At 64.7% G+C, this 6,997-nt stretch carries 6 protein-coding genes; 4 read left to right on the top strand and 2 right to left on the bottom strand.

Annotation, left to right across the window (positions count from 1 at the left end; translation table 11 throughout):
- A partial coding sequence (gene pheS / locus QZ670_RS02980; RefSeq protein WP_294251994.1) for a phenylalanine--tRNA ligase subunit alpha occupies window positions 1-986 on the bottom strand: 986 nt, incomplete at its 3' end.
- Window positions 987-1,242: 256 nt separating this feature from the next.
- Between pheS and QZ670_RS02975 the strand changes: the two genes are divergently transcribed.
- Window positions 1,243-2,385, top strand: a complete 1,143-nt coding sequence (locus QZ670_RS02975) for a GGDEF domain-containing protein (RefSeq protein WP_294251952.1) — start codon at window positions 1,243-1,245, stop codon at window positions 2,383-2,385.
- A 76-nt stretch (window positions 2,386-2,461) separates the two neighbouring features.
- On the opposite strand, the gene QZ670_RS02970 is transcribed toward QZ670_RS02975, so the two are convergent.
- Window positions 2,462-3,673 (bottom strand): LL-diaminopimelate aminotransferase, encoded by a 1,212-nt coding sequence (locus QZ670_RS02970; RefSeq protein ID WP_294251949.1) that lies wholly within the window; start codon window positions 3,671-3,673, stop codon window positions 2,462-2,464.
- Between the two features lie 130 nt (window positions 3,674-3,803).
- On the opposite strand from QZ670_RS02970, the gene phaC reads away from it, so the two are divergent.
- The 3 genes from phaC to clpS all read left to right on the top strand — a co-directional run bounded on the left by phaC (window position 3,804) and on the right by clpS (window position 6,918).
- Window positions 3,804-5,540, top strand: a complete 1,737-nt coding sequence (phaC, locus tag QZ670_RS02965) for a class I poly(R)-hydroxyalkanoic acid synthase (RefSeq protein WP_294251946.1) — start codon at window positions 3,804-3,806, stop codon at window positions 5,538-5,540.
- A 119-nt stretch (window positions 5,541-5,659) separates the two neighbouring features.
- Window positions 5,660-6,418, top strand: coding sequence for a TIGR01841 family phasin (gene phaP / locus QZ670_RS02960; protein ID WP_294251943.1), 759 nt, complete (start codon window positions 5,660-5,662; stop codon window positions 6,416-6,418).
- A gap of 167 nt (window positions 6,419-6,585) precedes the next feature.
- A complete protein-coding gene (gene clpS / locus QZ670_RS02955; RefSeq protein ID WP_064310916.1) occupies window positions 6,586-6,918 on the top strand; it encodes an ATP-dependent Clp protease adapter ClpS in 333 nt (110 codons plus the stop codon).
- Window positions 6,919-6,997 lie beyond the last annotated feature (79 nt).

Below are 6,997 nucleotides of genomic sequence, written 5' to 3'. Positions count from 1 at the left end.
CGCAGATCGTCCATCCCGTATTTCAGCATGGCGAGGCGGTCGATGCCGCAGCCAAAGGCGAAGCCCTGCCACTCATTGGGATCGAGCCCGCACGCCTCGATGACCTTGGGATGGACCATGCCGGAGCCCAGCACCTCCATCCAGCCGCCGCCAGAACCCCCGATGACGCGCTTGCCCTTCTCGATCGTGTAGCCGACATCGACCTCGGCCGAGGGTTCGGTGAAGGGGAAATAGCTGGGGCGCAGACGCAGCACGATGTCGTCGCGCTCGAAGAACGCCTTCAGGAAGGTCTCCAGCGTCCACTTCAGATGGCCGAGCGTGATACCCTTGTAGATCACCAGCCCCTCGACCTGATGGAACATCGGCGTGTGGGTCGCATCCGAATCGGAGCGATAGGTACGACCCGGCGCGATGATGCGGATCGGCGGCTTTTGCTCGAGCATGGTGCGGATCTGCACCGGCGAAGTATGGGTGCGCAGCACACGCCGCACGGTCCGCTCGTCGCCGCCCGCCTCGACGCCCGCCAGATAGAAGGTGTCGTGCATCGCGCGCGCCGGATGCGTCTCGGGAATGTTGAGCGCGGTGAAGTTATGCCAGTCGGTCTCGACCTCCGGGCCGGTCGCGACCGCGAAGCCCAGATCGGCGAAGATCTCGGCCAGCTCGTCCATGACCTGGCTGACCGGGTGGACGGTGCCGAAGCTGGCGGTGTCGACCGGCAGGGTCATGTCCAGCCGCTCGGACGACAGCCGCGCGTCGAGCGCCGCCTGCTCCAGCGCCGCCTTGCGATTGGCGAGTGCCTCGGTGACAGCCTCGCGCAGCGAATGGATTTTCGGCCCCTCGACCTGACGTTCCTCGGGGCTCATCTTGCCGAGCGTCTTGAGCAGCTGGGTGATGCGGCCCTGCTTGCCCAGCGTGTCGACGCGGATCGTTTCCAGCGCATCCAGTGCGGGCGCATCGGCGATGGCGGCGAGCAGCGGCTCACGCATTTGTTCGAGTTCGTTACTCACATGTCACTCCGTCGGCCGTTCTGGCGCCCCCGTAAAGGCGCGTGGCCCGTTGGCGGGATTGCCCCCGCCGTAGCGGCTGGGTGGCCATGGGATCAATCCTTCACGCAGGGTCCGCGACCATGACGGCCGCCATGACGACCCATGTCACGCCAACCTTTCCTCAACATGTCATAGGTTAAGATCGCGTCCAGGCCCTTTCGAAGGGCCGTGCCATGCCCGCTACGGAACACCCATCTTGATTCTCGACGTCTTTACCATCCAGGTGATCGCCGCGATCAGCCACTTCATCATCGGCGCGCTTCACCTGACGCCGGGCCTCACGCGCCAGGATCGCGGAGGATGGGTGCGCGACTGGGGGCTGGCGAAAATCCTGATCGGCCTGGCGAACGGACTGACGCTGCTCTTCGACGGCTCCAGCACGCTGGCGGTCGAACGCCTGCTCAACCTGGTCCTGGTGATCGGCCTTGCCTTGAGCATCCGCAGCGCCGCGACCATGAGCGGCCGGACGCCGCCGCGTATCCTGATGATCCTGTTCGGCACCACCGGGGCGGGGCTGGTCGCGCTGTTGCTCTTCGACCCGTATGACGTCCGCTGGACCGTGGCGACGATGGGGATGGCGCGCATCCTATGCCTGTTGTCGCTCACCTGGCTGGTGACCGGCATCGCCCGGCGGGAAAGACTGATGACCGCCTGGACCATGGGCGTCATCTTTGCCCTTTCGACGATCGCCTTCCTGCTGAACATGATGCTGAACCTGATCGGCTTCACCGTCCCCGCCTGGGAGGTGCAGGCCCATGCGATGGCGCACTGGGCGGTCGGCACCGCGATCATCATGGTGACGCTGACCCATTTCTCGCTGCTGCTGATCGAGTCCGAACGCACCCAGCGCGAACTGCGCGAACAGGCGTGTCGCGACAGCCTGACCGGCGCGCTCAACCGGTTCGGGCTGGACCAGAGCCGGACCGCGCAGCACGGCCCGGTCGCCCTGCTGCTGATCGATATCGATCACTTCAAGTCGCTCAACGACACGCAGGGCCATGCGGCGGGAGACATGGTGCTGCGGCTGCTGGTCGATCTGGCCCAGGCCGAACTGGGCAAGCGAGGCCAGGTGGTGCGGATCGGCGGCGACGAGTTTCTCTGCGTCCTGCCTGCCGCCACCCAGGCCGAGGCGGAGGCGCTGCACAAGGCCCTGTCCCAGCGGTTCGACCGCGCCGTGGTCGCCGCCGTCGATTCGTCCCATCCGCCGTCGCTGAGCATCGGCATCGCGACCGGATCGGCGGACAAGGGGCTCGACCGGCTGATCCGGCAGGCGGACGAAGCGATGTATGCCGCCAAGCGGGCCCGCCACGCCCAGCGGCCACAGATGGAAGCCGCCTGATCCGATCGGACTGGGCGGCCCCACGGGCGACCCCGGCTATCGGGACGGCCGTATGGCGCCCCGATAACCGCGTGCATCAAAGCGCCTTGGTCACCCCCGGCGTGTTGACGCCCATCGACTGAAGGTAACGCTTCACGTTGCGCGCCGCTTGGCGAAGCCGCTGCTCGTTCTCGACCATGGCGATACGGACGAAGCCCTCGCCATTCTCGCCGTAGCCGACACCCGGTGCGACCGCGACCTTGGCCTCGGTCAGCAGCTGCTTGGAGAATTCCAGGCTGCCCAGATGCGCGAGCGCGGGCGGCAGCGGGGCCCAGGCGAACATCGAGGCCTTGGGGGAGGGAATATCCCAGCCCGCCCGGCCGAAACTCTCGACCAGCACGTCGCGGCGCTTGTGATAGAGCTGGCGGTTCTTCTCGACGATATCCTGCGGCCCGTTGAGCGCGGCGCAGGCCGCCGCCTGGATCGGGGTGAAGGCACCGTAATCGAGATAGGACTTCACCCGCGTCATCGCGGCGATCAGCTTCTTGTTGCCGACCGCGAAACCGATCCGCCAGCCCGCCATGGAATAGGTCTTGGACAGCGAGGTGAACTCGACCGCGACATCCTTGCCGCCCTTGACCTGCAGGATCGAAGGCGTCGGGTTGCCGTCATAATAAAGCTCGGAATAAGCGAGGTCGCTCAGCACCCACAGCTCATGCTTCTTCGCAAAGGCCACAAGGCGCTCGTAAAAGGCCAGGTCCACCGTCTCGGCGGTCGGATTGGACGGGTAATTGACGACCAGCACCGAGGGGCGCGGCACGGTGAAGTGCATCGCCCGCTCCAGGCTCTCGAAATAGGCCTCGTCCGGCGTCGTCGGCACCGCGCGGATGGTCGCGCCCGCGATGATGAAGCCGAAGGTGTGGATCGGATAGGATGGGTTCGGCGCCAGGATCACGTCGCCCGGCGCGGTGATCGCGGTGGCGAGGCTGGCCAGGCCCTCCTTCGAGCCCATCGTCACGACGACTTCGGTCTCGGGATCGAGCTCCACGCCGAAGCGGCGGCCATAATAGTTCGCCTGGGCGCGGCGCAGGCCGGGAATGCCCTTGGACTGCGAATAGCCATGCGCGTCGGGCTTGCGCGCCACTTCGCACAACTTCTCGATCACATGGTCGGGCGGCGGCAGGTCCGGGTTGCCCATGCCGAGATCGATGATGTCCTCTCCGCCCGCCCGCGCCGCTGCCCGCATCGCGTTCACTTCGGCGATGACATAGGGGGGCAAGCGCTTGATGCGGTAGAATTCTTCGGACATTTCCTCGACTTTCAAGGGTTCTGGCATGCGACACAAAATTGTGTCGTGCGGTCGTTCTACGCCATAATAACCAAGTCGGGAATGACGCATTGCATTGCCTGCGCTAAGGCGGGGCAAAGGAGAGGATCGAATGCCCGATACGCTCACGCCGACCCTGCCCCGCCTGGAAGACCTGCAGCACTGGACCTGGGTGCTCGGCCGGGCGCAGCAGATGATGCTGGAGCACGGGCTGGACCTGATGGAGCATGTGCCGGCCGCGCCGCCCTTCGGCATGCTGCTCGATCCCACGCCGGCAATGCGCGCCAGCGCCGATTTCTGGGCGGACACGATGCAGCTGTGGCAGCGCTTTCTCGATCCCGCCAACGCCGAGCCCTTCGTCGAATCGCCCGAGCAGGCGCGCGACAAGCGCTTCAAGGCGCCGCAATGGCGCGAGGAGCCGATCTTCGACTTTCTCCGCCAGAGCTATTTCGTCATCGCCGACCACCTGCTCAAGAATGTCGAGGCGCTGGAGCATGTCGACGATCGGCAGAAGGACCAGATCCGCTTCGCTACCCAGGGCTTCATCGATGCGATCAGCCCCACCAATTTTCCGGCCACCAACCCGCAGGTGATCGAGAAGATCGTCGAGACCAAGGGCGAGAGCCTGCTCAAGGGGCTGCAGCACATGCTGCAGGACATGGCCAAGGGCCAGATGACGCAGACCGCCGCGGGCGCGTTTGAGCTCGGGCGCAACCTGGCGATGACGCCCGGCAAGGTGATCAAGCGCACGCCGCTCTACGAGCTCATCCAGTATTCGCCGACGACCGACGAGGTGCTCGAAACCCCGCTGATCATCTTCCCGCCCTGGATCAACCGCTTCTACATCCTCGACCTGACGCCCGAGAAGAGCTTCATCCGCTGGGCGGTGGAGCAGGGGATCACCGTGTTCGTCGTCTCCTGGCGCTCGGCCGATGCCACGATGAAGGACGTGGTGTGGGACGATTATGTCGAGCGTGGCCAGATCGACGCGATCGACACGGTGCGCGACCTGCTCGGCGTCGAGAGCGTCCACACCATCGGCTATTGCGTCGCCGGCACCACGCTGGCGGCGACGCTGGCAGTGCTCGCGGCGCGCGACCAGGCGGCGAAGGTGGCGAGCGCCACCTTCTTCACCGCCCAGGTCGACTTCACCGAGGCAGGCGACCTGCGCGTGTTCGTCGACGACGACCAGCTGGCGATGATCCGCAGCCTCAGCGCCGAGGGGTTCCTGGACGGACGCTACATGGCGGCGACCTTCAACCTGCTGCGCGGGCGCGACCTGATTTGGAACTACGTCACCAACAACTATCTGATGGGGCAGGAATACGCCCCCTTCGACCTGCTCCACTGGAACTCGGACGTCACCAACCTGCCGGCGACCTGGCACCTCAGCTACCTGACCGACCTCTACCGCGACAACAAGCTGATCGCCCCCGGCGCGCTGCACATCGGCGGCACCCCGATCGACCTCTCCAGGGTGACGACGCCCAGCTACATTCAGGCCGGCCGCGAAGATCATATCGCGCCCGCCAGAAGTGTTTGGAAGTTGACCGAGCATTTTCGCGGTCCGCACAAGTTTGTGCTCGCCGGCTCGGGCCATATCGCAGGTGTAATAAACCCTCCATCTGCTAAAAAGTACCAATATTGGACCAATCAAGGTCCTGCCGAGTCGTTGGAAACCTTCCTCGAAAATGCGATGGAACATGCGGGAAGTTGGTGGCCGGACTGGCTGGATTGGCTCCGCGCGGTGAACGGTGCCAAAGTCGCGGCGAGCGGTGCACGGATCCCGGGGGGTGGAAACCTTTGTGCGGTTGCGGAAGCGCCGGGTGATTATGTTAAAATGCGCTGACAAATTGTTCTCTAACTGAGCAATTTGTTACATTTTGTGCAGTGCACAATGACGCCTTGCAAATCTGACACCACGTCGCTATATGCTGCGGTGCAGCAATAGGCAGGGAAGCTAGTCACATGGCCAGCAAGGGACCCAAGACGACGGCCAAACCCGCCGCGAAAACGGCGGCACGCGGCGCACCAAAGCCCGCGATACTGGCCGATGCTGCCGCGGTGACGCCGCCGCCCGTACCCCCGCTTGCCGAGACGATCGTCCCGGCCGCGGCTCTGGTACCGGCGCCGGTTGAAACCGCTGCACCGCAGGAAGTGAAGACCCACGTTGAAGAGACGATCGCCGCCCCCGCGGAAACGGCCAAGGCCGTCGCCGAACCGGTGATCGAAGCCGCAGAGACCGTCGCGCCGGCGGTCACCACCAGCACCGCGAAGGAAATTTCGATCATGGCTACCACCTACGAGAACGCGACGACCCAGGCCCATACCGCTTTCGCCGACATGAACGAGCGCGCCAAGGCCGCCGTCGAGAAGTCGACCAAGCTGGTCGAAGAAGCCAACGAGTTCGCCAAGGGCAACATCGAGGCGCTGGTCGAGTCGGGCCGCATCGCCGCCAAGGGCTTCGAGACCCTGGGCCAGGAAGCTGCCGATTACAGCCGCCGCTCGTTCGAGAGCGCGACTGCCGCGATGAAGAACCTGGCCTCGGTCAAGTCGCCGACCGACTTCTTCAAGCTGCAGAGCGATTACATGCGCAGCGCGTTCGACTCGTACGTCGCCGAAGCCTCGAAGCACACCGAAGCGATGATCAAGCTGGCCGGCGACGCCGCGCAGCCGATCTCGAACCGCTTCGCGGTCGCCGTCGAGAAGGTGAAGACCACCGCCTGATCGGCCTTGCCGATCCGGATTGCTACGAATGGGGGGCGATCGCTGCGGCGATTGCCCCTTTTTCGTGCCGACAAAATGCCGCCGCGTCCTCGGGATGCCTTGCCCTTGGCGGCAGTGCGACATATTTTGCGACGCCTATGGTCGAGCTTCGTACAACACAGATCCGGATGGCTGAGGACGGCGACCAGGACGATCGCGGCAATGACAATGCCGTCGGCATCGCCACGCGCACCCGCACCCGCACCAAGAAGCCGACGCCCTATCGGGTGCTGATGCTCAACGACGATTACACGCCGATGGAGTTCGTCGTGCTGGTGCTGCAGCGTTTCTTCCGGATGAATATCGAGGAAGCGACCCAGGTGATGCTCCACGTCCACCAGCGCGGTGTGGGCGTTTGCGGCGTGTTCAGCTACGAAGTGGCCGAGACCAAGGTTTCGCAGGTGATCGACTTCGCCCGGCAGAACCAGCACCCGCTGCAGTGCACGCTGGAAAAGGCGTAAGCGGCTTCGCGGCGCTTCGGCGCGTGATGCCGGCATTGTTCCAATGCAACGTCGTCATCCCCGCGGATGCGAGAATCCA

Source organism: uncultured Sphingomonas sp. (assembly GCF_913774285.1).
Classification (GTDB): domain Bacteria; phylum Pseudomonadota; class Alphaproteobacteria; order Sphingomonadales; family Sphingomonadaceae; genus Sphingomonas.
This window is presented reverse-complemented; position numbering and strand designations above follow the sequence as displayed.

Coding starts and splice junctions, on each gene's coding strand:
- QZ670_RS02970 (WP_294251949.1), bottom strand. CDS start 3,673: ATGTCCGAAGAATTCTACCGCATCAAGCGCTTGCCCCCCTATGTCATC.
- phaC (WP_294251946.1), top strand. CDS start 3,804: ATGCCCGATACGCTCACGCCGACCCTGCCCCGCCTGGAAGACCTGCAG.
- phaP (WP_294251943.1), top strand. CDS start 5,660: ATGGCCAGCAAGGGACCCAAGACGACGGCCAAACCCGCCGCGAAAACG.
- clpS (WP_064310916.1), top strand. CDS start 6,586: ATGGCTGAGGACGGCGACCAGGACGATCGCGGCAATGACAATGCCGTC.